We start from the raw sequence: 22,686 nt of genomic DNA on the forward strand, positions 1-22,686 counted from the left end.
CTACAGTACAAATTTTGAGCAACGCCACCAAAACCAAAGATAAATCCGGCCACACGCCGATGATGGTGCAGTACCTGGCCATCAAGGCAGATCACCCGCGCGATATGGTGTTCTACCGCATGGGCGACTTTTACGAGCTGTTTTACGACGACGCAAAGAAAGCGGCCGAGATTCTCGACATCACACTCACCGCGCGTGGCAAATCCGCCGGGGAACCCATCCCCATGGCGGGCGTGCCCTACCACGCCGCCGAGAACTATTTGGCGCGGCTGGTCAAAGCTGGCGTGTCCGTGGCCATAGCCGAACAGATAGGTGACCCGGCAACCAGCAAAGGTCCTGTCGATCGCAAAGTGGTACGCGTGGTCACGCCCGGCACAGTCTCCGACGAGGCGCTGCTGGACGAGCGGGTAGACAACCTGCTCCTCGCCATCAACCACAGCGCTGATGACTATGGCCTGGCCTACCTCGACCTCAGTACCGGGCGATTCCGGGTGCTGGAAGTATCCGGAGAGGAAGCCCTGACAGGTGAACTGCAGCGACTCAACCCCGCCGAAACGCTTTACAGCGATACCATTGGCCACACCATCGTCAGCGAACGCACCGGTGCCCGCGCCCAACCCGAATGGGAGTTCGACAGCGAGAGCGCCCGCCGCGCCCTCAATACGCAATTCCAGACCCACGATCTGCAGGGCTTTGGCTGCGATGACCTTGACCTGGCCATCGGCGCTGCCGGCTGCCTGCTGCAGTATGTAAAAGACACCCAGCGCGCAGGGTTGCCGCACCTGCGCAGCATGAGCCATGAGAGCCGCGCCGAGAGTGTGATCCTGGATGCCGCCACCCGGCGCAACCTGGAAATTGACATCAACATGGCCGGCGGTGATAGCAACACCCTGTTCTCGGTGCTGGACAAAGGCGTCACTGCCATGGGCAGTCGCCTGTTGCGTCGATGGCTGCACCGGCCGCTTACCGATATCGGTGTTCTCGAAGCACGGCAGGATGCGATTAGCGCCCTGTGTGCCAACTACCATTACGAAACCGTGCGCGAGAACCTGAAGCCCATCGGAGACATGGAGCGAATTCTGGCCCGTGTGGCGCTGCGTTCCGCACGCCCGCGCGACCTCACCCGCTTGCTGAGTTCCCTGGCTGCCCTGCCCCAGTTACGCTCTGAACTTGGCCACTGTGCGGCACCGCTTTTGGCCTCCCTGAGCGCTCAGGCAGACACTTACCCCAAGCTGGTTGATTTGCTCGACCGAGCCGTTATCGACAATCCACCGGTGGTGATTCGCGACGGCGGCGTGATCGCGGACGGCTACGACGCCGAACTCGATGAATTGCGCGAGATAAGCACCGGCGCCGGCAACTATCTGCTGGAGATCGAGCAGCGCGAGCGCGAGGCAACCGGCATCAGCACCCTCAAGGTCGGCTACAACCGGGTGCACGGCTACTACATCGAAATCGGCCGTTCTCAGTCTGAACGTGCACCGGACGAATATATTCGGCGCCAGACTCTGAAGAACGCAGAGCGATTCATCACCCCCGAGCTCAAGGAGTTCGAAGACAAGGCCCTCTCCAGTAAGAGTCGCGCCCTGGCGAGAGAAAAAGCCCTCTACGATGAGCTGATCGATAAACTCAATGAAGACCTGGCAGCACTCCAAGACACCGCTGCCGCCGTCTCTGAAATCGATGTTCTGGCTTGCCTCGCGGAGCGCGCCGAAAACCTCAGCCTGTGCCGTCCCACGTTTGTTCAGGAACAGGTATTTGAGGTCAACCAGGGCCGCCATCTGGTGGTGGAACAAGTGTTGGACGAACCCTTTATTGCCAACGACACCCTGCTCGACAACTCGCGCCGCATGCTCCTCATTACCGGGCCGAACATGGGCGGTAAGTCTACCTATATGCGCCAGAACGCGGTGATTGCGCTGCTCGCCCATATTGGCAGCTTCGTACCCGCTACATCCGCTCGACTGGCGCCGATGGACCGGATCTTTACCCGCATCGGCTCTTCAGACGATCTCGCCTCGGGCCGCTCGACCTTTATGGTCGAGATGACCGAGACTGCCAACATCCTGCACAACGCCACGCCCCGCTCGCTGGTGTTAATGGACGAGGTGGGCCGAGGCACCAGCACGTTTGACGGCCTTAGCCTGGCCTGGGCCGCCGCGGTCGAACTGGCCCAGCGGGTGCAGGCCTTCACCCTCTTCGCCACGCACTATTTCGAGCTGACCAGCCTGCCGGAATCCTGCTCCACCATGGCCAATGTGCATCTGGATGCCACCGAGCATCAGGACCACGTGGTGTTCCTGCATCATATTCAGGAGGGGCCGGCCAACCGCAGCTTTGGCCTGCAGGTGGCCAAACTGGCGGGGATTCCTGGCCCGGTGCTCAAAGCCGCCGGGGAGAAACTGCTGGAACTGGAACAAGGCACGCCCGAGACACCTGCTGTAGCCAGCCACCCGGCAGCAGCCTCGTCTGCCCAGGTGGACCTGTTCGCCAGCCCGGCGCCGCACCCGGTTATCGACAGGCTGGAAGCACTGGATGTAGACGATTTGACGCCCCGCCAGGCGTTGGATTTGTTGTACCAGATCAAGAAAAAGCTCTGAGTGGACGAACAGCGAAGTTCCACCTTCAGAGTGGACTTCAAATCCAGCATCCTTGGGGGTAAACTACCGCCCCTTAGTTAGACCCCGGAACCAAGAGGCGTTTTTGGAATGACATTTGTTGTAGGCGAAGATTGTATTAAGTGTAAGCACACGGACTGTGTAGAGGTGTGCCCCGTAGACTGTTTCTACGAAGGCCCCAACTTCCTGGTGATTCATCCGGACGAGTGCATCGACTGCGCCCTGTGCGAGCCCGAGTGCCCCATCGACGCAATCTTCTCCGAAGATGAGCTACCAGAGGACCAACAGGTATTCCTCGAACTCAACGCTGAACTGGCGGAAGTGTGGCCCTGCATCACCGAGATGAAAGAGGCGGCGCCAGATGCCGAGCAATGGGCCGGCAAACCGAACAAGCTGGAGCTTCTGGAGCGTTGATCGACGCCCGTAGCTGCACCGAAAGCCTCGCTCATGCGGGGCTTTTTCGTTTATGAACGTCGGTATTCTCATACTGGCGGCAGGTTCGTCGCGCCGCTTCGGCAGTGACAAACGCCGCGTCCTGCTTCCCAATGGCAAGAGCTTGCTGCAGCAGTCAGTAGACAACGCCCTGGCAAGTGGCCTGAGTGTCGCGGTGGCCATCCGCGAAGGTGAAGATTCGATGGTCAATGGGCGTGTAAGCGCTCTCAATTGCCCGGACGCCCACCTGGGAATGGGCCATACACTCGCCCAGGGTGTCGCCCAATTACCGCGCTGGGAGGGCGTTCTCATTGCCCTCGGAGACATGCCGGGCATCAGGCCTGCAACTTTTTGCAATGTGGCCGAATTGATTCGCCCCGAGGTCATCGGTCAGCCGGTTTACCGCGGCAAGCCCGGGCATCCTGTTGGGTTTTCGAGCACGTTCTTCGCCGCACTGGAGAACCTCGACGGGGACAGCGGTGCAAGAGCTCTGCTGAAACAAAACAGGGAGGCGATTGTGCGCCTCCCCGTAGATGATCCAGGCATTCTCAAGGACGTCGATACCGTCGCAGACCTGCCTGGCGTCTAGTCACTCGCTGCACCTACAGTGGATGTACTCGCACCGGCAGCGTCTCATATCCCTTCACGAAATTGGAATTCACCCGCGTAGGCTCTCCCATTACCTCGATGTGGCTAAAGCGCAGCATGATCTCTTCCCACAGGATGCGTAACTGCATCTCCGCGAGCCGGTTACCCATGCAGCGGTGAATGCCGAATCCAAACGCAATATGGTGGCGTGGATTGGCCCGGTCGATGATGAACTCATTGGCATTCTCGATGCTGCGCTCATCCCGATTGCCCGACATGTACCACATCACTACCTTGTCATCCTTCTTGATCTGCTGGCCGCCAAATTCAATATCGCGAGTGGCGCGTCGACGCATGTGAGCCAGTGGCGTCTGCCAGCGAATAATTTCACTCACCATGGAGGGAATCAGACTCTGGTCGGCCCGTAACTTGTCATACTCAGCCGGATTCTGGTTCAGGGCGAGCACGCCGCCGGTCATGGAATTGCGTGTGGTGTCATTGCCTCCGACAATTAACAGCAGCAAGTTGCCCATGTACTCCATCGGGCGGTCTACCATGTCGGCCGTCGCTGGATCGCGTTGCAACATACTGATTAAGTCAAAGCCATCGTCGTTCTGGGCTTTACGGTCGTGCCAAAGCTGGGTGAAGGTGGCCAGGCACTCCATCAGTCCATCAAACCGCTCCTGGGGATCAATGTCGCCGCCAGTCATCTGCGGACCCGCCGCCGCAATGTCAGACCAGTAAGTGAGCTTGGCGCGATCCTCGAAGGGGAAGCCGAACAGGGTTGCCAACATCTGGGTGGTGATATTGATCGACACTTTTTCTACCCAGTCAAAAGTCTCTCCCACGGGAAGGTCATCCAGTGCCTCCTGCACCCGCGTACGTATCAGGCCCTCCATCTCCTCAAGATTCTTGGGCGCCACCACGCCCTGAACGGCCTTGCGCTGCACATCATGCTTCGGTGGATCCATAGCGATAAACATTTCCGCTGGAATTTCCTCGCCCACCTCGCCAATGATGATCGTGGGCTCAGACGAAAAGTCCTGAAAGTTTGAGTCCACTGCTACGATGTCTTCGAACCGCGTGATTGACCAGAACGGCCCAAACGGGCTCTCGGCCTGGTAGTGCACGGGAGATTCATCGCGTAAACGGGCAAAGTATTCGTGCCAGCTGTCGTCTTTAAGTAACCGCGGGTCGCTGAAATCAATCTGGTCCAGCGGTGTCTCTACAGCGTCCGGCATATCGGCTATCTGGTTCATCACAAGTGCTCCTACATCTGGTATTCGGGCATGCGTACCACCATGCCATCCATAGCATCGGTAATCTCGATCTGGCAGGAAAGGCGAGACACCTCCTCACGGTCAGGGCGCATGGACAACATGGAGTCCTCCAGCGGATTGCTCTCCCCGGTCGCGTCAAACCATTTCTGCTCAACGAAGACATGGCAAGTACCACAGGCGCAGGCGCCGCCGCAGTCAGCATCGATACCAGGGATGCCATTGTCGATGGCATTCATCATCAACGACTTACCAGTCTCTGCATCAATCGTGTGATCAGTGCCATTGAATTCAATCAGGGTTACCTTGGGCATACGCGCCTCCTTTATTTCGAAAGCTTAAGTGTAGTTGCCTAAAGCAACTATTGGAGGTCATTTTTTGACACCACGGGGTCATTTGAAGACAATTGGTACATGCTAAATTCAGGCCCCGGCGCATATTTCATTCCCAGCAGCTACTCGCGGATCGTGGCTCGTGTATTACAACTGCAGGAGCGGGACCTACCCAAACTGCTCCGCGATACCGGCCTGCCTCCCGAAGTTCTGCTGGCCGGTGACGAGAGCCGTATGAGCGGGCGGCAACAACTCCAGGTGATGGACAATGCCCGGACAATGGGTCGAGCGCCGGATTTTGGCCTGCGCCTGGGGCAGCAACTCCAGCCCTCAGCTCACGGGCCCACGGGGTATCTCGCCCTGGCCAGCCCCGACCTGCGCACGGCCCTCCACTCACTGCGCGATTTCCTGCCCATCCGCATTCCCTTCGCGCAATTGGTACTCGATGAAGAAGGCGACTGGCTCAGCTGCCGGGTAAACACGCTGTTGGATGCGGGGCCGGCTGAACAACGTATGCTGATGGAATGTTTCGCCCTGGTCTTGCAGGCATTGGTGGAAAGTTTCCTGAGCAGGCGCCTGACTGAGGCGCGCATCGATTTCGAATATCCCAGCCCTGCCTATCACGCAGTGTATTCAGAGTACCTGCACTCGAAGTTTTACTTTGACCAGGCAGACACCCGAGTACTACTGCCTCTGACCCTTCTGGATGAACCCAACCCCGGGGGGGATGCCGATTCCTACGCCGCCGCTCGAGAAATGTGTGCTGCCCTACTGGAACAGGTGCCGGTCACTGACCTGACGACCACTGATCGGGTCCGTCGCTTCCTGCTAGCCCAACCTGTCGGCAGCGTGGGCGAAGAGCAGGTCGCGCGCTCGCTGTTCGTGTCTAAACGCACTCTGGCCCGGCGCCTGGCCAGGGAAGGAAACAACTACCGGAAAATCCGCGACCAGCTACTCGCCGAAATGGCAGCTCGTTACTTGCGGGACAATCGCCTCAGTGTTGAGGCTGTTGCCGCCCTTCTCGGCTACCATGACAGCGCGAATTTCCGCCGGGCATTTAAGCGCTGGCATGGAATGCCGCCACAATCATTTCGCGCTGCCTACAATGTTGGCGACAGCTAGAACTATCCTCTATATTGGTTGGGTAGTGCCAAAATAGACCACAAAGGACATCCAATGGATAACAAAATCGTCGCGCTCATCGTCTCCATCCTGCTGCCACCTCTGGCAGTTTTCCTGAAAAAAGGCGCCGGCTCAGATCTGGTGATCAATATTGTGCTGTGCATCTTTTTCTATGTGCCCGGCATTATTCATGCTATCTGGCTGACAGTGCTTTAATACACGATGGATTGGCGCATTGCCTTTGGCCTGGTGATCACCACGGCCTGGATTACGGCGGGCCTTTTTTATCTGTTGGGGATCGTGGGCTGGACTAATTTCCTGTATCTACCCACGGCCGATATCGGCAGCTTCCTGGAAGGGGCATTTGCACCCCTGGCGTTCTTCTGGCTGGTTATCGGGCACTTCATGCAGCAAAAGGAAATCGCCGCCAACACGCGAGCAATCTCCATTCAGGAACAGAGCGCGCGCCGGCTCGAAGTCCACTCCCAGCGAGATTCCTATTTCAAATTGCACGAGTTAGTGCAGGACCAACTGGGCAGTATTGCGGGCTTTCACTATATGTCTGTTTGCGGGCCCACCGGCACCGGCGCGATCACCGCTGAGGAGTTCTCGAGCACTCGCAATCAGGCCGCTGGCAGCGACCCCGCGATATTTATTCGCAAGATGATCGCGCTGACCGTAAGCCAAAGAGAAAACCCCGAAGAGCTTCACGAAACACTGTTTGGAACCGCTATTCGCCAGCGCCACTCCGATAACTTCGCGCGAACCTTCGAGAAATTATTCGGCTCAGCCCAGGCGGTCGACACTGACGAGATGATCGCCGATGCCCTGCTCAACGCCTCGGCCGCCGGCATCTTCTATCGCATTATTCAGCATGTGAGCGGAGAGAAGGAGATCGACCAGTTAATGGGTTTCCCCTTGCAGAGCGACCTGAGTTCAGAAGAACTGAAAAAAATGGATTAGACCCTGGAGCCCATCCATAGCGTTTTCAGGCCACGACTCTCTCAAACAAGCGCGGCCACATCAGGGCGATGCTCAGCGAGGCCGCGCATCGTCAACCGATAAATCGGTGCTCCTTTTGCAAGCATAATCGGTTCAATCTCAGCAAAAAGCTTCGCGTATTGATAGAACGGCACGCGAGGGAATAGATGATGAATAGCGTGGTAATTCTGGAACATCCACAGCCACGTCACCACCGACTGAAAGGGACCCGGAGCAAGTATTGTTGACGTGTCTACATATCGGCCGACCTCTGTATGGGGCCGATGAACAATATACGCGAAGAGGTATAGCAGCAGCGTCGTTCCACCGAGCCAGCCAGCTACCGTAAGAACAAGCACCTCCGTCCAGTAACCGGCCAGAAGTAGACCCAGACGCGGCAGCAGCATCGCTGCAATCTCCAGACACAGGTACAGATTTTGTTTGCCGGTCGCCTTGCTCCACCGATGTTCCATGTAGTAGCTGAACTGTCCGCTAAAAATATTCACGGCTGCCATCACCCAGGCATAGGGCGATTTCGTCATGTCTCCCACATGGAAATCCGGATCGTCAGCGCCGTCATTGGTGTGTCGGTGATGCGCCAGATGTTCATGCCGATGCGCGGTGAGGGGAAGCATCAATATCCAGGCAGCGATATATCCAAGCGCTTCGTTCATCCAGCGCAAAGAAGTATGACTGCCACTGATCGAGCCGTGTGCCGCGTCGTGCAGAACCGTGTAAGCCAGGTAGGTAAAGACCACAACCAGCGGACCCGCCATCCACAGCGACAACTGCCCCGTCAACGCGAGCGCAAACGTCGAGACGTAGCCAGCGGCTACGGTAAGCCCAAGGAGTACGGTCGGCCATGCGACGGCGCCCATGTAGCGTTTTGCACTCGACAGTGCCTGCTGATCAAGAGTCTGCGCGTTGTCCACGTCGGCTACCTCCGCCTGTGTTTAAAGTGTTAGAAAACTATGCCCGGAAAAAAGGAGCATGATCAGTGCAATTGACGCCACAAGGGTGTCATAATTCGCCAAAGTTTTGGAAATACGTCATTTGCAAACTATTAGTCCTGTCTATGCCCGCCTGGTGCTAAGAGAACTGGAGCAGAACGGTGTCGACCCTGAGCCCATGTTCCGCGGCCTGAGCCTGAACCGCAATGACTTGTGCCTTGGCGGCGATATCGCCCTGCACGATTTTCTACAGATTCTGCAAAGAGGCCAGGAACTCATCCCCCATATCAAGCTGGGCCTGGCATTGGGCCGCAACGCCCATGCCTTTGTCCTTGGCCCGATCGGTGCGGCGATGAACATTGCCCCGACCGTGCGCGAGGGGCTGCAACAGTTGGAGAGCTTCACTCGCCTGCACGTCAGCTATATTGACGCCAACGTGCAGTCATCACCCAGCGGGATCATCATCCAGATGATCTATCATGAAGATACAGGCACCCTGGAGAAATTCCACACTGAGACAGCCATGCTGCTCTTTCAGAAGTACGTCGAAACGTGCACCGGCAAGGAACTGACGGACGCCCGTTATAAAATGGCCTTTCCTGCGCCCGATGATCCACAAACGTATCAGGGAATATTCCATGGGGAGGTCTGTTTCGATGCCGAGTGCAATAGTGTCGAGATACCCAGGCAGTGGCTCGATCTCCCCTCCCCCTACTTCCATGCCGAGATGTGGGAGGAAGCACAGATCAAGCTGTCACGGCTTCTTGCAGACCAGGTCGGTTCTGCAAACGATACTTTTACCCGGCACATCCGCGCGTTATTGCAAAGTAGCGAGCCGCCTCTACCCGACCTTGAAGAAGTCGCCGGGCGTTTGTTTGTCTCCCAGCGTACGCTCAACCGACGCCTGCAGGCCGAAGGCACAAACTATCGACAACTGAAATCAGCAGCCCTGGCCGAGCGGGCCAAGGCCTATCTGGTGCATACGAGCGACAGTGTTGAGTCCATCGCCGCCACGCTGGCCTATCAGGATGCCGCAAATTTTCGCCGAGCTTTTCGCAAGAGCACCGGGTTCTCACCTGATCAATTCAGGAAGAACCTTGCCGCTAGTCACTCGTCATCGAAGCGTTCACCCTGATTGCCTCGTACGCCATCCCGAACCTCTTCCTGCTTGCACTCGCGCTTGTCCTGCCCTACCACACCTTCTTCACGCCGGCAGTCCCGACGATCATGTCGTTCGTCAGCTCGGCCGCGCTCCTGGCGGCGGTCCTGGCGGTCGTCGGGGCCTGCGTAACTCACAGCAGGCACCAGGCTAAAGGCGAGAAAAATGGCAGTAAAAATAACAGCGAACTTCTTCATGGTAAGTCTCCCTAAGAGTGTTGTTTGTATGCCGGCCGGTTTGCTGCTGAGCTCCCCGAGCCGATGAGACTATCCTAGCCAGACTTGACGAATTAACATACTGACTTAAAGTAATCTTATTAATTCGAAAAGTGACTTGAATCGCATGGCAATCAATCTGGAACGCGTCGACCTGAAAATGCTCCGGGTACTTTCGGTCCTGGCGCAAACCCGCAACACCTATCGGGCCGCCGAACAGCTGCATCTATCCCAGTCTGCTGTCAGCCGCGCGCTGAGCAGGCTGCGAGATATTCTTGACGACCCTCTGTTCATTCGCACCGCAGGGGGCCTGGAACCCACTGCTTTGACCGAGCGAGTGGTCGCACGCCTGCCCGAGCTGTTTGAATTACTCGAGGGTGTCGTGGAAGGGAACGACACATTCGACCCCTTGGCAATGAGCGGAGAGATGCGCATCGCCCTGGGTAGCCCTGCCCTGCGGAGCTGGGGCCGTGTTTTGACAACGCATCTCGCACAAGCGGCTCCCAACGTCACATGGTCTCTGGAAACATGGCGGGCCAGTACCTCCGGGGAGATTCTCGAAGGCGGGGTTGCACTAGGCGTCCACTTCGGAAGCAGTAAATGGCCCCAGGCCCTCTACCAGCAGCGCCTGGGCAGAGATGAATACACCCTGATGGTACGAACCGATCATCCTGCAGGAAGGCGAAGGCCGACGATGAAGGTCTTTGAGCGCTATCCCCTGATTTCACTGTTGCTGCCTGACTGGAACGACCACGAGAATCTGCTCGAGTCTACCTTGCGCAGCCTCGACCTTATGCCCAAGGTGGCGCTACGCACGGATAATTTCACGCTGGCGCTGGATAGGTTGAGGCACACCGACGAATTGATGGCAGGTACGATGGCCGTTGTGCAGCAGGAAAGTGACATAAAAGCCGTGCCGTACCCCGCTGAGATTCCGCTGCCAGATGCCGAGGTAGTTGCCTGCTATCCTCGCCGCCTTCGGAACAGTGCGCGACAGCGCTGGCTGGTAGCGCTGGTGGCGGAGGTCATTACTCCGCACCTCAACTGAGGCAAAAAAAACGCGACACAGCAGCAAGTCGAATTTCGACTTATAAAAATCACCGAAAGTCACTATCACTCAATAGGGTTTCCGCCTAGAGTGACCACATCTTGTAGGGAAAGGCTTCGAAAGGCTTCGAAAGGCTTTCGAATATCTCACTGGCGAAAAGGAAACGTCACCATGAAGACTAACGCATATCCAGCATCACTGATCTCAGCCGCCATAGTAGCGGCAAGCATGGCACTTGCCGGAGCTGCTCATGCCGGGACTGACACTATTGCTATCAACGAGCAGAATTTCTCCCAGGCGGAAACTGCAAAGAACTTCCGCAACTGGGCTGCCCGCGGAGCCAACAAAGGCATTTCTCATATGGACAGGCTGCCCCCTCGCGGCGACAAGGCACCCACCATCCAGATGAACGACGACACTCTTTATTCTGTTGTCATCACCGAGGTTGATGACAAGGGCCAGGTGACATTCACCATTCCAGAGACTGACGTCTATATGGCGGTGCAGGTGGTCAATGAGGGTGGGCATGGACAACACTACATTGTAGAGGACGGCACTCATACGGTCAGCGTCGATTCAAAGCACGCATTCCTGATCTACCGCTCTGGCACCGAACAAGGTCTCGAGGTCGCCAGGGCTGCACAGCAGCTGATCCCCGACGATAGCTTTATTTTCGGCACCTACGAGGTGAAACCCTACGACTACGATGAAGTTCAGCAGTGGGTAGAGAAGTATCGCGCAGAAACACGTGACTACGTGCTCGAATACACTTTCCCCAGCAGCGCGGCTGACATCACCGACTTGCATCAGTGGAACCTGGAAAACGCCAATGGCTGGGGCGGTGCCTCTCCGGTCGCCAATGTCGCCAACAAGTACACCAACTCGCTGTTCATGGATGGTGAAACTTGCTACCAGACCACATTTGCAGACCCCAAGTCGCGCTACTTTACCTCGGTCACTCCTTACGATACCGGACGCTACCTGATGGAAGGCGTGAAAAATGTTAACTCGCATACCTGGCAGAAAAACCAGGATGGATCGATCACTGTCTCGTTTAACTGCGGTGACGACGCTCCCAACAACATAGACACCAAAGGTGAGCGGTTCTCCTTCACCATGCGCTACTACGGCGTTAGCCAGGACGTCATCGACGGTAAGATTGCGCCCACCCGAAATGTGGTCAAGGGCAGCTAGAGAACAGGAGAGGAACCGCTGAGACTCAGCGGTGTTCCGGAGCAATATGCTTGGTCGCCGCTGAAAACCTTTTGATCTCTTCCTGCGAATAACGTGTATTTACCCGGTTTTCAGATGGCGGTTGATACTCGAGACTAACGCCAGGACGCCGTGCAGTTTTAGGCCGCACTGGTCGAGTGGAAAAGCCACCTGCGCAGTTGGGGCAGACATTATCGAGAACTTCATCAACGCATTGTCGACAGAACGTGCACTCATAGGTGCAGATCATGGCCTCGACGGAGTCCGGAGGCAGATCTTTATCGCAGCACTCGCAGTTGGGCCTGAGCTCTAACACAATACCGCCTACTCCCTTCCCAACAGATTCAATGAGTAACCCACGGCGAAAAACGCGAAGGCGACGAGGCTAATAGGGGGCAGTCCACCTTGCCAGCCAGCAGGTTTGAGCCAGCCTTCATACCCCATAAACACCAGATGAAGACCACCCAGAAGCAACGCAAAAATCAGAAAACGACGCGAAGTAATGAATTCGATGAAAATGGCATCCTCGCTAAGTTTGGTTTGGAAACTCAGGTTGTAGGCCCAAAGCACCACGAAACCAAGAATACCGGCGAGCATACTCAAGCTGGCTACCGCCGTGAGAGTCCCATCCGGATTGAAGAACTTCCCGTAATAGGACGCAGAAAAGAGCATAAAACTTATCAGCGCATGGATGAGAATCAGCAGGAACCCCGTCATACCGAAGGCTTTTCTTGCCAACAACCATTTCCTGGGGACAGGTACACCGAGGTTTTTAGCCGGCCCCAGGGCGAAATTAAACGCCAGTAGGATGAATCCGGCCAGGCAGAGCCCCTTGTTCAGAATAAACAGCGAGAACTCGCTCCAGGGCACGTCGCCAGCGACATGGTATCGAACAATCGCATAGGCTGTAGCGAGCAGGATGGTACCTGCAATGACGCTCCCGCCAATACCTTCCGCTTCCGGTTCATTCATTGAAATTATGCTTCCGATTATTCAAGTCTCTCTGATCTTAGTACAGCGGGCCGAAAATTGCTTTTCTGTGCCAAGCAGAGTCAATACATAGACGATCTCGGCGAAATTTCCGACTGCAAAGCCCCAGGCTTGCGCGCCGGTTGCACCGTTGACGACAAAAATGAACAGTGTGCCTAGCAACAACCATCGCCACTGAGCAATGCGCCAGATAGCAAATGCAATCGGTAGCACCAACAGGTTCGTCAGGATAGTAGCGACAGGCGGCAGCGTCGAAGTACTTCGGAGCTTGTCCACACCGGCAACGGATACGGGCTCCAGTTGCAGAAGCCAAACCTCGTGATATAACCCCCACGCAATCGCTGCGGCAGTAAACAGTCTGCAACTCGATATAAAAGCGGGAGTCCTCGCAACACCGACGCCGGCCAGCTGCGCCGTATGAAGCGCGAACAGCATCAGCATTGGCAGTAACACTGCGTGCAGGAAAAACCTGACTGTGTTGGCTGCTTCGTACCAGGCTTCGCCGACAAACCATTGTCCGCTCGCTTGCACGAGGTTGTCGTAACACATGCCAACCAGCAGTGCGCGCAGCCACCACAAACCAAGAGAGCCGCTATTACCCGCTCGAAACGTCCAGGCCAACAGCATGGCGTGCGTCAGGGCGAACGCCAGCAGCAGATTGTTCAATGCCCATCTCGCTGAATGTGGTCCACGCCTGTCTACCGATCAGCCGGAACAGGCTTATCAGGATCGATACCAATCTCGGCCAGGTGTTCACTGAGCTCAGCTTCGGCCAGCTTGCCGGCGCGATACAACTCTACCAGCGCAGCCTGGATAATGTGGTCCGCACTCACTTCAAAATGGTTGCGTAAATCGGAGCGGGATTCACTGACACCAAAGCCGTCAGTGCCCAGTACGGAATACGCACTGGGCATCCAGCGGGCAATGCCGCCGGGCAGGCTCTTCTGGTAGTCGGTGACCGCGACTATGGGGCCCGCGCAATCAGCAAAGAGCTTCTCTACATAGGGGCGCGGGCATTCACCCAATGGGTTCAGGCGGCCTTCTCGCTCGCAGGCCTCAGCCTCGCGGGCCAGTTCTATATAGCTGGTCACACTCCAGATTGCGGGAGCATAACCCATCGCCTGCAGGCGTTCAGCAGCCTCAATGACCTGTTGCATCATAGAGCCACTACCCATGAGATCGATATGTTCGCCATCCCCTACCCGCTCGCGCCAGAGATAAGCGCCCTTGATGACGCCTGCATCGACACCATCGCGCTGGGGCATAGGCGGCATGGTGTGATTTTCGTTGTACAGGGTGATGTAATAGAAAATATTCTCTCCTTCCTGATACATCCGCCGAATGCCATCGCGCACAATGACTGCCAGCTCATAGCCGAACGAGGGGTCGTAGCTTTTGAGATTGGGAAAGGTGCTGGCCAACACGTGGGAGTGGCCATCCTCATGTTGCAGGCCCTCCCCATTGAGTGTGGTGCGGCCTGCGGTCCCACCGAGAAGGAACCCCCGGGCCATCATGTCGGCACAGGCCCAGATCATGTCGCCCACCCGCTGGAACCCGAACATAGAATAGAAAATATAGAAGGGAATGGTGGGCACACCGTGCACCGCGTAGGCCGTTCCGGCAGCAAGAAATGACGCCATTGCACCGGTCTCACAGATGCCTTCCTGCATGATCTGACCGTCCACCGCCTCACGGTAGGACATCAGGGAATCAGCATCCACCGGCGTGTAGTTCTGGCCTTCGGGTGAGTAAATGCCTGCCACTTTGAACAGCGCATCCATACCGAAAGTTCGCGCCTCGTCGGGCACGATCGGCACCACATACTCGCCGATACTCTTGTCTTTCATCAATTGCGCGAGCATCCGTACCATGGCCATCGTAGTCGACCCTTCCCGCTCGCCACTGCCTTCCACCTGACTTTTGAACAGTGCCATGTCCGGCGCTGCCAGCGTGGGAACGTCGACCTTCCGCTCAGGCAGGTAGCCGCCCAGACGTTCGCGATGGTCCTGCAGGTAGCGCATCTCCGCACTGTCTTCCGGCGGGCGATAAAACTCGGCATTGACTACCTGTTCGTCGCTCAGGGGAATACCGTAGTTGCGCGCACACTCCAAACGTTCTTCCGCATTGAGATCTTTCTTCTGGTGGGCGGTGTTGCGACCCTGCGCAGCTGAACCCATGCCATCGCCCTTCACCGTTTTCACCAGAATCACCGTGGGCTTGTCGGTGGATTCGCTGGCTCTCTTGAACGCAGCGAACACCTTCTTCGGATCCTGGCCGCCGCGCTTGATCTGCTTGACCTCTGCGTCAGTAAGCGAGTTCATCATTTTCTCCAGCGCCATATCACCATGCACCCAGTGTTCCCGCTGGGCGTCACCGTCGAGAATGGAATAGCGCTGATAATCGCCGTCAACACAGTCTTCCATACGCTGGCGGAGTACGCCGTCGGCATCCATGGCAAGCAGGGAGTCCCAACCCGAGCCCCAGATGACCTTAATCACATTCCAGTCGGCGCCGCGGAACGTGCGCTCCAGTTCCTGGATAATCTTACCGTTGCCACGTACCGGGCCATCCAGGCGCTGCAGGTTGCAGTTGACGACAAGAACGAGATTATCCAGTTTCTCCCGCGCCGCGATATTGATGGTCCCCACGACTTCCGGCTCGTCTGACTCTCCATCGCCTACAAAACACCAGAATTTGCCACCTGTTCTGGGTTTCAGACCACGGTTTTCCAGATACTTGGCAAAGCGAGCCTGGTATATGGCCGATGGGGTAGAGAGGCCCATGGAAGCGTTTGGCATCTGCCAGAATTCAGGCATGGAACGAGGGTGCGGGTAAGAACACAGTCCACCACCCGGCTGTAGCTCTCGACGGAAATTCTTCAGGGTCTGCTCGCTGAGCCTACCCTCGACGAAGGCGCGCGCGTAGATGCCCGGTGCCGCGTGCGGCTGTGGCATAACCATGTCGCCTCCATACTCCTGAGAGCGAGCACGGAAAAAATGCTGAAAGCCAACTTCCAGCATGGTAGCCGCCGATGCATAGGTGGCGATATGCCCCCCTACGCCAGTGCCTTCATCCTGGGCCCGAAGCACCATGGCCATGGCGTTCCATCGCACAATGTTTTCAATTTTTTCTTCCAGCGCGATATCACCGGGGTACACGGGCTGCTCTGACACGGGGATTGTATTGATGTATGGGGTATTGAGCGTGGCTTCACTCAACACCACACCCCGGCCAAGCGCGTGATTCTGCAGCGAGCGCAAAATGTCACGAACTCCCGCCTCGCCAAACTGGGTCTGAATCGCGTCGAGCGCTTCGGCCCATTCCTGGCGATCTTCAGCGAGGGCGTCGATCAGGGTAGTCTCAATTTTTTCGCTCATATTCAAGGTGTGCCCCTCTTACAGGCAGGTCATTACAGCGAGCATGATTGCCCAAGGTGCTTAGATACCAATAGCCCCTTTCGACAACAATGACAAATATCAAGTGTGCCCAGCCCCCCGGGTTACCACGGGTGGCCCAAAATCAAAATTGACAATCCGCAAAGCAGCAACGGGGCCTCTCCCCGAAACTAGGCGCAATTGATCACCAAATCGGGTTTTCGTGGAACAAGCAATTAATCAGGGATCGGTTCAGACACTCCCGCCTCTGCTGAGCTATATCGACGGTACAGCGGAGACGCCTGCGCTCGCGCGCGGGAATGCCCTGCTCAATCCCAACACTCTGGAGCCACTGCAAGAGCAACTCGCCTGCTCCGATGCTCAGGTAGAGCGCGCTCTTGCCGCATCAGAGGCGGCCTTCGAACGAGCGGAGTGGGAAAATACACCGATTTCGGAGCGCGCGGACATACTCGAGGCAATCGCCGAGAAATTGAGTGAGCCCGGACTTGCAGCCGAAATCGCCTACGTGGACGCGCTTACCACGGGTGCAGTACTCAAAGTCACCGAAGGCATGTCCGTTGTAGCGCCTATGACCTTTCGAGCTGCAGCCCAGTATCTGCGTGAAGGGCACCTCGAAAAAACCCTGCCAGGTAAAGTAGGCGACGTAGAGTCCTTCCGTCGCCCCTGGGGCCCGAGCCTGCTGGTGTCGCCCTGGAACGGCCCTACTGCGATTGGTTGTCATAAGGTGGCAAGCGCACTGGCGGCCGGCGCGCCCTGTATAGCCAAGCCTTCTGAGTGGGCGCCCCATTCCGCTGTATTGATCGCCGAAGCCATCAATAGCATGGGGCTACCACGGGGAACGTTCCAGTTGGTATGCGGTAGCCGTCAAACCGGCAGCACCATGGTGAACGATTCGCGCATCAGGGCTATATCCTTCACTGGCGGCACTGCTGGTGGGCGCGCCATGACCCATGCGGCAGCCAACGACTTCAAGCGCCTGCAATTGGAACTCGGAGGCAATAACCCACTGATCGTGTTTCCGGACGCGGACATTGAAAATGCCGCCCGCGGCATCGTGTTCGGCATGACCAACCTCAATGCCCAGTGGTGCAGAGCCCTCGGGCGCGTCATCGTGCATAACTCAGTAAAATCCGCACTGCTCGACCGGGTGATGGCTTTGTTTGCTGAGGTGACACTTGGCAATTCACTGACTCGCACATCCGACATGGGTCCACAGATCAATCACGGCCAGTACCAGGGCATTCTTGGAGCACTGGAGCGGCTGGAGTCCTGCGGTGGGTCGCTGCTGAGCAATACGACGATGCCCGACCTACCGGGCTACTTCATCCCACCCACGTTGGTGGACGGCTGCGCACCAGAACATACGATAGAGGAAATTTTCGGGCCGGTCGCCAGCGTACACAGCTTCGACACTGAGGCAGAGGCACTCACACTGGCCAATGGCACCGACTACGGCCTGGCCGCCTACGTGTACAGTTCCAACGAAGAAGCCGCCTGGGCCTTTTCCCGCAAGCTGCGCACCGGTGGTGTGAAGATCAATGGATACAACTTGCTGTCACTGAGCCCGGATGCGCCCCGTGGTGCCTGGGGATTGTCCGGACTGGGAGAGGAAGGTACCGGCCATACCATCGAGTTCTTTACCGGCGCCCGTGTGGTTGGAGTGGCGCCGCCGAACAACTGATCAGTCGACCGTTACCACCACGATATTCTGATTTACCCCTTCAGCGGTAAGGGTGAATACTGCATCTTTATATTTTGGCGGACCAAAGCGCGCCTTGGCGTTATTGGACATCGCCACTGGTTCCTTGGGAATACCAATAAAATTAGTATCCATCTCACCATTGCCATTGGCATCGAAGTAAAGGGAAATAGCGTACTCTCCTACCGGTAATTCGACACTGCCCTTCACAATCTCCTCGTCCCGCGATTGCTCTACATCCAGAACCACCCTGGTGACCGTGGCATCGCCCAGCCAAGTATCTTCAGAATCATAGAAACTGACGTAAACTGAGCCGGATGCTGTAGCGAGCCCACTGAGCTCAAAATCTATTACTCCGGTCTCTTCGGCCATTGTCGGCAAAGCCGTAGCTGGAAGTATGAGTCCCATTGATATTGCCGCGAACAGTTTTCTCATTGTTATTTCCCCGTGCTTGAGCGTCCAATGTAGCTTAGAGTCTACTCCATTGTATACGGTACTTGTGCCGGCCCGGATGCTCTTTTAATAGACCGTTGTTTGTATGGAATCACAGCTGATAGCCCCCTGGATCGCTTTCACCCTGCTTGCGGCGTTAATGCAGACAGTGCGCACTGCTGGCCAGAAGCGTATGGCAGGTAGCCTCAGCCCAATGGCAGCCACCACAGCGCGCTACCTGTTTGGACTGCCCTTCGCCGTGGCATACCTGCTGCTATTTGCATCTGATGAACCTGTTTCGGCAACCAGGGCGGCCCTTGGCAGCATTCGCTTTATTGGCTATGCGGCTCTTGCTGGCCTGGCCCAGATACTCGCCACCTACTGGCTGATTCGCCTGCTAACACTGAGAAACTTCGCTATCGGTACCGTCTTCTCAAAAACGGAGGTCATCCTCACTGCCGTACTCGGCTCAATTTTCTTCGCTGCTTCGCTGCCGGGCGCCGGATGGATCGCTGTACTCGTTGGCACGGCCGGAGTGCTAATGCTTGCGGCTCCCTCAAACTCTCTCAAGCTAGAGCCCCATAGCCTGACTCTTGGCTTGCTAGCAGGGCTTGGGTTCGCTCTCACAGCACTGTGGTTGCGAGCAGCGAGCATCTCACTGCAAGGCAGCCCAGTTGAGGCTGCCGCCGTTACCCTGGTGTGCACGGTTGCTCTCCAATCACTGGTATGCGTGGTTTATCTTGCCTGGGCCGAGCGCCAGCAATTGGCACGACTGGCAAGGGAGCTTCCTCTCGGGCTATTTATCGGTGTAACCAGCGTGCTGGGTTCTATCGGCTGGTACACGGCGATGACCTACCAGGAGGCGGCGCTAGTGCGAGCACTCGGCCAGATCGAACTAATCTTCGCGCTTTTACTCGGGCGATTCTGGTTTGGCGAAAGACTGTCTCCCCGCGAGATCGCTGGCCTCGCCCTCGTCACTGCCTGCGTGGTCACGCTGTTACTACTGTGAACTGTGTTGTCGGATGACCTTAGGCTCCACCGACGAATTGAGACTGATACCTGGGCAATAGAAACAGCCCCGCGCCAATCAGGACAAGCATCAAATAGGTGTCTAGCGAAGGAACAACCGCAAGCATGGCTGTCGCGACCTCTATCTGTGCGAATATCTCACTGATCGTTGCGCAGAGCAGGCCGATATAAGACCAGACCATAAAATAGTAATGGGGAACTAGCTTTCTGTAACGTATCGCGACGTAGCCGGCCAGCAAGGTGGTCAGGCTGGCCAACGACATCCAGTGAAAAAAACCCCAGCCATCAAAAAGGCGGTACATCCCAAACGAGCTTAAATTCAGCCCGAGCATACTGAAAAAGTAGGCTCGCCCTACTAAGCGATGCCTGCGGTCACCTTTCCTCCAACAAAGAACGAGCAATCCGAATATCAGTGATGCAAACCCAAGGGCCGTGTGCAGAATCGCCAACATTTTTTTAATCAATCCACTAAGAGCGCTACCGCCAGCAGCGCTTAAGACTTGCTGACTTTGTACTTCCACTGAACAAAGTCATTTGAATAGGCAGTGGTCTCCGCATCGAAGAGCGCTATTTTCTCCCGAAGCGGGCCAAATAATGGCAGGCCATCCCCGAGCAGTACCGGCACCTGGGTTACACATACTTCATCAATCAAGCCCTGCTGGAGAAACGATGTAATCGTGCCACCGCCATCCACATACGCGTGCTTGTGTCCATTCTGTTCCAGCGTTGCCAGTAAAGCGGATATGTCACCAGAGTAGATACGGACCGTATCGGGAAGATTCTCCGGCACCTCGGTAACGGTTCGGCTAATGGCGAAGATGGGCATGTCGCCGTAGGGCCATTGCTGCGGAGAAAGATTGAAACTGGCGATCTTCTCCATACATTTGCGCCCCATTATCATACAGTCGACAGAGCCGAGATAATGCGCGAAGCCGCCATCTTCAAACGCGGGCCGGCTACCAGATTCAGGATTCGCTGCTGTATCAAGCCAATCTACGCTGCCATCAGCCGTGGCGATAAACCCATCCACGCTCATAGCAATGTAGGCTGAACATTTCATGCTTTAACCCTTAAGCGATAGTGCCTGGGCGACGGCCGCTAGCTCCGCCCCAGGCAAAAAGGGTACTCAAGGTGTATACCAGATGGGTGAGGTATATGCGCGCTCCTGGTGAATCAGCTTGGCGCCCTCAGGAATTTTGCTCCCGTAACGCAGCCGGTCATAAACCACCCAGCGGGGCGTGGGTATCTCTATTACTCGCGCGTAATAGAACGCCTTGTGTTTGGGGTTGAAGTCTGGATCTGACCAAACTGTGGCGAGCTCGGAAGCACCAATAGTATTGGACCAGTTGGCTGCTTCGAGGTCTACCGTGTTTCCTACCGGGGGTAGGTTACCTTTGGCGTCCGCTTCACGGTTATCTGACCAGGCTACGTTGTAAACCTTCTCATGGGTCTTCCCTTTGGTATCCATCCATCCCTTTACGATTTGGATGCGGTCCAGATTGGCACCTACAGGATCACGCAGGGCATACACCATAAAGCTTGGTGACTCGCCCGCAGCCGCAGGAAGGTCTGAACCCATAGGAACGCCTTTTTCATAGCCGCGAAACGCGGGGGCCCGGCTACGTAAATCTTCATCGGTAAAATTCCAACCGCCAAAGAAACGAACGGGAATGCGCGGGCCTGTTGTGGCATAGGTTTCCTTGCGCTCCATCGCATCGAAAATCGCTTCACGCGTGTTCTCGTTCGCCCAAACACCCTGATAGCCTGATGCCGCCAGTTCATATCCCTCGATGGCACCGAGCTTGGATTCTACAAACGGATGTTCCACGCGCGAGGGAGATGGCTCGGCACTGGTAGACTTGCCAAAGAAATTCTCCTCCTCTGCTGTGGATAGGGCTGTATGGCTGTCGGTAGCGCCAACCATGCCAAACTTGTATGGATTCGTGCCCAGGGACGTTTCCAGCGCCAGGCCGTTCTTCAAGGCTTCGCGTGCGTACTCGCGCTGCAACATGTCATCCTGCTTCAACTGGGTAAGATCCAGATTTCCCTTGTCCAGAGTCTCGTAATCGGCAAACTCATCATTGGGGGAAAGGAAGGGGTGGGTTTCTCCATCACCCTTTATCTGGGTTACCTCATAGAGAGGCTCCCATTTTGCGCGCAACTCCACGTAATTCTTGTCCACCTTGCCGCCCGCATAGGTATCTGTGAGCGGGAAAAGCCAGCCGTTGGACAGATTGCCGTTATGGGAAATCGCCAGCGCCTGCCCTCCCGTGTTGTCCTCGTAATCTTGCAGCCATGCGTACAGGTCCAGCGGGTCTGTCGTTCCCAGCGGTGGCTGGGTGGTCAATGGTGTTACCTTTCTGGCCTTGTCGCCACCATCACGCAGAATAACGTTGCGATGCAGATTGAAACCCTTGGGTACGGATGTCCATTCGTAGCCAATCAAAGCAGTGAATTGCCCTGGTTCATTGTAGGCATCCGCAGTTTCTGTAATGTCGTACCAGAGATTGTTGTAAACCTCGGAACCGGGCGAATACTGCTCCACCAGCTCTGCGGGCACCTTCATCTGGGCAAAGTGCGTGATCAGATCAAACGCGGCTTCGCCGGCGGCCTCGCCGCCTTTCTTGAACCCTTCCGCCCACTCCTTGCCTTTTGGGTTGGCCAGAATGTTGGGCGCACCGCTTTGGATGTCAGTTGCTATTCCCATCATGTCCGAGTGATCGGTGATCACCAGCCAGTCCAGAGGGCGGCCAAGCTTGACCTGGAGGCCGCCGGACGAAGTGATCTGCTCGCCCCGTGCGAAGCGATAAGCATCTTCATGGCCCAGAATATTGCCGAATAGGCCAGCATCCAGAGACAAGCCCGTATGGAGGTGAGTTTCACCCCAGTAAACGTTATTTGGAAATGAGCGATCCGCGTAAGGTGAATACGCCTTGCCCGGGTAGATCCTTGTCAAAAGATCAGGATCGGGAGATCCAATGTCTTGAGATTGCGCGAGAACACTGGCAAAGAGTGTGGCAGACGCCAGCATAACGACCGTTGAACGTTTACGATTGAAGTACATTAAATCTATCCTCTACCTGCATTTAAGCTATTCCTGGGAAACCGCTGCTGCGATGTGCTCAGCCCAGTTGAATAGCGACTACTTAACTCTAGCCTGCCGGCGCAGTATTACAAGTGCACGACCCGTTTCGTGCGCACAAAAAA

General features: G+C 56.3%; 23 protein-coding genes. 11 read left to right on the forward strand and 12 right to left on the reverse strand.

Annotated elements, in window-relative coordinates; all coding sequences use genetic code 11:
- The first annotated feature begins 59 nt into the window (after nucleotides 1–59).
- The 3 genes from mutS (at nucleotide 60) to EY643_RS12715 (ending at nucleotide 3,639) form a co-directional block, all read left to right on the forward strand.
- On the forward strand, nucleotides 60–2,600 hold the full coding sequence (gene mutS, locus EY643_RS12705) for a DNA mismatch repair protein MutS (protein ID WP_153241026.1): 2,541 nt from the start codon (nucleotides 60–62) through the stop codon (nucleotides 2,598–2,600).
- A gap of 108 nt (nucleotides 2,601–2,708) precedes the next feature.
- Nucleotides 2,709–3,032: a ferredoxin FdxA gene (fdxA, locus tag EY643_RS12710; protein ID WP_153239589.1), complete on the forward strand. Its 324-nt coding sequence runs from the start codon at nucleotides 2,709–2,711 to the stop codon at nucleotides 3,030–3,032.
- Nucleotides 3,033–3,084: 52 nt separating this feature from the next.
- The gene (locus EY643_RS12715) at nucleotides 3,085–3,639 is read left to right on the forward strand and encodes a nucleotidyltransferase family protein (protein WP_153239590.1); all 555 of its coding nucleotides are present in this window, start codon (nucleotides 3,085–3,087) and stop codon (nucleotides 3,637–3,639) included.
- A gap of 13 nt (nucleotides 3,640–3,652) precedes the next feature.
- On the opposite strand, the gene EY643_RS12720 is transcribed toward EY643_RS12715, so the two are convergent.
- Both EY643_RS12720 and EY643_RS12725 read right to left on the reverse strand, forming a co-directional pair.
- Nucleotides 3,653–4,897: a cytochrome P450 gene (locus tag EY643_RS12720; protein WP_153239591.1), complete on the reverse strand. Its 1,245-nt coding sequence runs from the start codon at nucleotides 4,895–4,897 to the stop codon at nucleotides 3,653–3,655.
- An 11-nt stretch (nucleotides 4,898–4,908) separates the two neighbouring features.
- Nucleotides 4,909–5,229 carry a 2Fe-2S iron-sulfur cluster-binding protein gene (locus EY643_RS12725; protein WP_153239592.1) on the reverse strand — a complete coding sequence of 107 codons (321 nt, stop codon included), beginning with the start codon at nucleotides 5,227–5,229 and terminating at the stop codon, nucleotides 4,909–4,911.
- Between the two features lie 99 nt (nucleotides 5,230–5,328).
- Here EY643_RS12725 and EY643_RS12730 point away from each other — a divergent pair, with 99 nt between their 5' ends.
- From EY643_RS12730 to EY643_RS12740, 3 genes are read left to right on the forward strand one after another with little or no spacing between them, the layout of a single operon-like run.
- Nucleotides 5,329–6,369: an AraC family transcriptional regulator gene (locus EY643_RS12730; RefSeq protein WP_153239593.1), complete on the forward strand. Its 1,041-nt coding sequence runs from the start codon at nucleotides 5,329–5,331 to the stop codon at nucleotides 6,367–6,369.
- 54 nt (nucleotides 6,370–6,423) lie between these two features.
- Nucleotides 6,424–6,585: a YqaE/Pmp3 family membrane protein gene (locus EY643_RS12735; protein ID WP_153239594.1), complete on the forward strand. Its 162-nt coding sequence runs from the start codon at nucleotides 6,424–6,426 to the stop codon at nucleotides 6,583–6,585.
- Nucleotides 6,586–6,591: 6 nt separating this feature from the next.
- Nucleotides 6,592–7,332, forward strand: coding sequence for a hypothetical protein (locus EY643_RS12740; RefSeq protein ID WP_153239595.1), 741 nt, complete (start codon nucleotides 6,592–6,594; stop codon nucleotides 7,330–7,332).
- Nucleotides 7,333–7,373: 41 nt separating this feature from the next.
- On the opposite strand, the gene EY643_RS12745 is transcribed toward EY643_RS12740, so the two are convergent.
- On the reverse strand, nucleotides 7,374–8,282 hold the full coding sequence (locus EY643_RS12745) for a fatty acid desaturase family protein (RefSeq protein ID WP_205743057.1): 909 nt from the start codon (nucleotides 8,280–8,282) through the stop codon (nucleotides 7,374–7,376).
- A 121-nt stretch (nucleotides 8,283–8,403) separates the two neighbouring features.
- On the opposite strand from EY643_RS12745, the gene EY643_RS12750 reads away from it, so the two are divergent.
- Nucleotides 8,404–9,435, forward strand: coding sequence for a helix-turn-helix domain-containing protein (locus tag EY643_RS12750; RefSeq protein ID WP_153239596.1), 1,032 nt, complete (start codon nucleotides 8,404–8,406; stop codon nucleotides 9,433–9,435).
- Here EY643_RS12750 and EY643_RS12755 read toward each other — a convergent pair.
- Nucleotides 9,408–9,656 (reverse strand): hypothetical protein, encoded by a 249-nt coding sequence (locus EY643_RS12755; RefSeq protein ID WP_153239597.1) that lies wholly within the window; start codon nucleotides 9,654–9,656, stop codon nucleotides 9,408–9,410. The genes EY643_RS12750 and EY643_RS12755 overlap by 28 nt on opposite strands.
- A 145-nt stretch (nucleotides 9,657–9,801) precedes the next feature.
- On the opposite strand from EY643_RS12755, the gene EY643_RS12760 reads away from it, so the two are divergent.
- A complete protein-coding gene (locus EY643_RS12760; protein WP_153239598.1) occupies nucleotides 9,802–10,722 on the forward strand; it encodes a LysR family transcriptional regulator in 921 nt (306 codons plus the stop codon).
- A 171-nt stretch (nucleotides 10,723–10,893) separates the two neighbouring features.
- The gene (locus EY643_RS12765) at nucleotides 10,894–11,916 is read left to right on the forward strand and encodes a DUF1254 domain-containing protein (protein ID WP_153239599.1); all 1,023 of its coding nucleotides are present in this window, start codon (nucleotides 10,894–10,896) and stop codon (nucleotides 11,914–11,916) included.
- 25 nt (nucleotides 11,917–11,941) lie between these two features.
- Here EY643_RS12765 and EY643_RS12770 read toward each other — a convergent pair whose 3' ends face one another.
- The 4 genes from EY643_RS12770 to aceE are packed head-to-tail and all read right to left on the reverse strand — an operon-like array spanning nucleotide 11,942 to nucleotide 16,301.
- Entirely contained in the window at nucleotides 11,942–12,250 is a 309-nt protein-coding gene (locus EY643_RS12770; protein ID WP_153239600.1) for a DUF1272 domain-containing protein, read from the reverse strand.
- Nucleotides 12,251–12,258: 8 nt separating this feature from the next.
- Complete coding sequence (locus EY643_RS12775) at nucleotides 12,259–12,906, reverse strand: hypothetical protein (RefSeq protein ID WP_153239601.1); 648 nt, start codon at nucleotides 12,904–12,906, stop codon at nucleotides 12,259–12,261.
- 21 nt (nucleotides 12,907–12,927) lie between these two features.
- Nucleotides 12,928–13,590 (reverse strand): hypothetical protein, encoded by a 663-nt coding sequence (locus EY643_RS12780; RefSeq protein WP_153239602.1) that lies wholly within the window; start codon nucleotides 13,588–13,590, stop codon nucleotides 12,928–12,930.
- Between the two features lie 32 nt (nucleotides 13,591–13,622).
- Nucleotides 13,623–16,301 (reverse strand): pyruvate dehydrogenase (acetyl-transferring), homodimeric type, encoded by a 2,679-nt coding sequence (gene aceE / locus EY643_RS12785; RefSeq protein WP_153239603.1) that lies wholly within the window; start codon nucleotides 16,299–16,301, stop codon nucleotides 13,623–13,625.
- Nucleotides 16,302–16,521: 220 nt separating this feature from the next.
- Here aceE and EY643_RS12790 point away from each other — a divergent pair, with 220 nt between their 5' ends.
- On the forward strand, nucleotides 16,522–18,000 hold the full coding sequence (locus EY643_RS12790; protein WP_153239604.1) for an aldehyde dehydrogenase family protein: 1,479 nt from the start codon (nucleotides 16,522–16,524) through the stop codon (nucleotides 17,998–18,000).
- Here the strand turns inward: EY643_RS12790 and EY643_RS12795 are convergent, their stop codons facing one another.
- Nucleotides 18,001–18,453, reverse strand: coding sequence for a DUF2141 domain-containing protein (locus EY643_RS12795; RefSeq protein WP_153239605.1), 453 nt, complete (start codon nucleotides 18,451–18,453; stop codon nucleotides 18,001–18,003).
- Nucleotides 18,454–18,556: 103 nt separating this feature from the next.
- Here EY643_RS12795 and EY643_RS12800 point away from each other — a divergent pair, with 103 nt between their 5' ends.
- Nucleotides 18,557–19,459, forward strand: a complete 903-nt coding sequence (locus EY643_RS12800; RefSeq protein ID WP_205743058.1) for a DMT family transporter — start codon at nucleotides 18,557–18,559, stop codon at nucleotides 19,457–19,459.
- A 19-nt stretch (nucleotides 19,460–19,478) separates the two neighbouring features.
- On the opposite strand, the gene EY643_RS12805 is transcribed toward EY643_RS12800, so the two are convergent.
- The 3 genes from EY643_RS12805 to EY643_RS12815 form a co-directional block, all read right to left on the reverse strand.
- The gene (locus EY643_RS12805) at nucleotides 19,479–20,000 is read right to left on the reverse strand and encodes a DUF2306 domain-containing protein (RefSeq protein WP_153239606.1); all 522 of its coding nucleotides are present in this window, start codon (nucleotides 19,998–20,000) and stop codon (nucleotides 19,479–19,481) included.
- Entirely contained in the window at nucleotides 19,973–20,539 is a 567-nt protein-coding gene (locus EY643_RS12810; RefSeq protein WP_153239607.1) for a dihydrofolate reductase family protein, read from the reverse strand. Before EY643_RS12810 ends, EY643_RS12805 begins: the two co-directional genes overlap by 28 nt.
- Before the next feature lie 66 nt (nucleotides 20,540–20,605).
- Complete coding sequence (locus EY643_RS12815) at nucleotides 20,606–22,543, reverse strand: DUF3604 domain-containing protein (RefSeq protein WP_205743059.1); 1,938 nt, start codon at nucleotides 22,541–22,543, stop codon at nucleotides 20,606–20,608.
- Nucleotides 22,544–22,686 lie beyond the last annotated feature (143 nt).

The organism is Halioglobus maricola, assembly GCF_009388985.1.
Taxonomy (GTDB): domain Bacteria; phylum Pseudomonadota; class Gammaproteobacteria; order Pseudomonadales; family Halieaceae; genus Halioglobus; species Halioglobus maricola.